The sequence below is a fragment of the Paenibacillus whitsoniae genome, assembly GCF_003955665.1.
In the GTDB taxonomy this organism is placed as follows: domain Bacteria; phylum Bacillota; class Bacilli; order Paenibacillales; family NBRC-103111; genus Paenibacillus_E; species Paenibacillus_E whitsoniae.
Genome location: NZ_RXHU01000048.1, coordinates 1 through 2943, shown reverse-complemented (window position 1 = coordinate 2943; position 2943 = coordinate 1). Strand labels below are relative to the sequence as shown.

Sequence of the window (2943 nt, the reverse complement as noted above, 5' to 3'; positions counted from 1 at the left end):
CTCACACCCTCACACCCTCGCCCACTGCCAACCGCAATCACCGCATTCTCCGTTTGCGGGAGAGCTTATTCAAAGCCTTGCCGCCGCCGCCGACGGCATGCTGCTGCTTGGTGCCGGGACTTTCAATGGCGGAGTTCGTACCGCCCGTACTATAACGACCTGCACCGCTTGCGATCTGGGTGGCGGAGGCTCCCTTGGCACGCTTCGGCAGCTTCACGATCTGGTCGTTCAGCACCACGATAATTTCCTTGCCGTGACGATGCATGCCCTGGATCGACGTGCCGGATACGGGGCCGCCTTTACAGCTTTTGAGCAGAATATTCTTCGCTTTTCCGTTGGCGCCGACGCTTTGCTGCTGCTGTGTGTACGGAGATTTGATCGCGGCGTTGCTGCCTGCGGCGCTGCTGCGGCCTGCTCCACTGGCGATCTGGGTCGTGTTGGGCGCGTTCGTGTACTGATGGTTGACGACGAAGACGAGCCGGTCTACGCCCGTCATCGGTGCGTGCGTGATGATGCGCCTGCGGCCTTTTTGAATAATAATCGTGACCCGATCATCTTTCATCTGGATGGACCTCCCTGACAGGTTATCTCTTAAGTATATGTCCAGCAGCCGCTTTGGTAAGGGACAATCGTCATATGGAGGGGCGCAGCGTGCCTATCTATTCAGTCCATTTCCGGCCTTCGGCTCCACCGGGCAATATCTTTGCGGCGGTATACACTCAGGGCAAGACCGATTGCAATGAACTGCATGACCACTAGGGAACCGTTGAAGCTGACAAAGGGCAGCGAAAACGAGCTAAGCGGAGCAAGCCCCACGGACATGAGCATATTCCAAAGATACTGCACGGCGATGATGGTGAGGAGCGCGGAGACCATTGCTTTGCCGTAGTCGTCCTGCACAGTCCTGGCAACTTGGATGCTACGCTGGATCAACATCAGGATCATCAGCACCAGACAGATACCCGCCAGCCAACCGAAGCAATAGATGAGAAAAGGAAACATCATACTTTCCTGCAAATTGGGCAGGGTGGAGAGTTGGGCGCCAAACCCGTGTCCTTGCCAGCCAGCGGACTGAATCGCGAGCTTGGAATGTGCGATCATATAATTCTCCCCATCAGGGGCTGTACTCGGTCTAATCCATGCAAGGAAATTTTGTCTGGCATTGGCATGGGTAGAAAGCTTCAAGAGAAAAATGCCGACTGCCACCACAACGAGACTTAGATGCGCAAGCAAAACCGCGGCAGACTTCTTCAAAATTACAACCAATGTCATCCCACCGATGAGAAGCAACACGAAATTCATGATGGAGTGGGCGTAGAGCAGCAGGATAGCGGGTACCCACAAAACGCCTGCGGTAAGCCAAACATGACGAATCGCCCTATTCCTGAAAGGTTCTCCAGTGCCGGAAGGTATCGGCTTTGACCAGATCCCGGCTAACGCAATCAGAAACACGTAGGGGGAGAGGAAGACTGGATTGAGATGAAATGGAGGAATATTGATAATGCCTCGAAGTCCATTCATGGTCGTAGAGGTGACGAGCCCATAAACAAGCAGCGCAAGCATCCCCACATACATCCCCCATGCATACTTCGCCCATTTCGAGTAATTGCTGAACCCGATCCCTAGCATCAGACATCCGCCAACGGTGAAGTAAAAAATTTGCTTCAAATGAAATGCCCCCAGACGGGCGCGACCATCCATCGCCTGATACGCAGAAAAAACAGCAACCAACCCAACCAACATCAGCAAAGCAATCAACCCGAGCATGCCCCAGTCGACACGAGGCCGGTGTGCACGATTGAGCTGCTCCCCGATAATTTCGGGCGATCCCATTCGCCGAATCGCCTCTCTCACCGCCGTATCCCTGTCGTCCCCTTGCGCCAACCTGTCTTCAATCAGCTCCTCCAGATGGGTTTCCAGTTCCCGGCACACGCCCTGATGAACCTCTCTCGCCCGAATTTCGGAACACACCTTCTTGAGAAAAAGCCGAATTTCTTCGTGATTCCGATAAACGCTCATACACGACCCTCCCCAAGAACACGATCTACCGTATTGCGGAACAGCTGCCACTCTTCCTTTTTGACTTGAAGCTCGGCCTTGCCTTGCTTGGTTATGCGGTAATATTTGCGTTTGCGGCCGTCTTTCTCATCCCAGTAGGACTCGACGAAACGCTCGGACTCTAACGCATGCAGAATCGGGTAGAGTGTTCCTTCTTTTAACGTGAAGATGCCGTCGGAGGCGCGCTCCATTTCCTTCGTCATCTCATAGCCGTACATATCGCTGCGGTTTAAAAGCGTCAAAATCAAAATAACCGTGCTGCCTTTCATCAATTCTTTATTAGGCTTCATCCAAGCTCAGCTCCTTTTTACGCATATACATTCTAATTCGATGCATCGAATATCTAGGTATTGGTATACAAGGAACTCTTCTCCCAGGCAACTGGGAGAAAGCAGCGAACGCCAAAAAGAAACAGCCCTTCGCGGGCTGCTTCTTTCCCTTACTCTACCTGCGTTTCCTCAATCCATGCCGTGCGCTTCGCCCGCAAGCCGGCAAGTTTGGAATCGGCCGTCGCGTGCTCCGACTGGAGCTGGCGAACGACGGTCCGCACCTGATGAAGTGCGCGCAATGTCTGCTCCTGTGAGCTCTGAATGCGCCCTTGGACGATCCAGTCGGTGATGAGTCCGTCGAACCAGTAATCGGCCATTTTTAACGTATCGCTAATGTCAATCTGAATGTCGATGCTGCGCTGCACATCCTTCAATTCTTCGCGGAAATTGCGGAGTTGATGATTGGCATTTTGAATAAACGTCTTCGCTTCGTCCACATAGCTGTGCTTTTTATGCGTGCTAATCATCCCGCCGCCGCCCCATGTATCCCATTTGCCCCAGCTTTCCGCTTTCTCCAGCTTCTCCGAGGCGGCTTCGAGCGAGCTCATAACGCCTT

General features: G+C 53.2%; 3 protein-coding genes and 1 pseudogene. All 4 read right to left on the bottom strand.

All coding sequences use genetic code 11. From position 1 onward, the window contains the following. Positions 1-37 precede the first annotated feature (37 nt). Positions 38-496, bottom strand: coding sequence for a hypothetical protein (locus tag EJQ19_RS16735; protein ID WP_420901684.1), 459 nt, complete (start codon positions 494-496; stop codon positions 38-40). A 167-nt stretch (positions 497-663) separates the two neighbouring features. Beyond that, a complete protein-coding gene (locus EJQ19_RS16730; RefSeq protein WP_126142384.1) occupies positions 664-2019 on the bottom strand; it encodes an FtsW/RodA/SpoVE family cell cycle protein in 1356 nt (451 codons plus the stop codon). Beyond that, complete coding sequence (locus tag EJQ19_RS16725) at positions 2016-2348, bottom strand: PadR family transcriptional regulator (RefSeq protein ID WP_126142383.1); 333 nt, start codon at positions 2346-2348, stop codon at positions 2016-2018. Before EJQ19_RS16725 ends, EJQ19_RS16730 begins: the two co-directional genes overlap by 4 nt. Before the next feature lie 149 nt (positions 2349-2497). Further along, a pseudogene (locus EJQ19_RS31860) lies at positions 2498-2943 on the bottom strand (hypothetical protein); the annotation flags it as partial.

Excerpts from the sequence above, each read along its gene's own strand:
- EJQ19_RS16735 (WP_420901684.1), bottom strand. The coding sequence starts at position 496 with ATGACGGGCGTAGACCGGCTCGTCTTCGTCGTCAACCATCAGTACACG.
- EJQ19_RS16730 (WP_126142384.1), bottom strand. The coding sequence starts at position 2,019 with ATGAGCGTTTATCGGAATCACGAAGAAATTCGGCTTTTTCTCAAGAAG.
- EJQ19_RS16725 (WP_126142383.1), bottom strand. The coding sequence starts at position 2,348 with ATGAAGCCTAATAAAGAATTGATGAAAGGCAGCACGGTTATTTTGATT.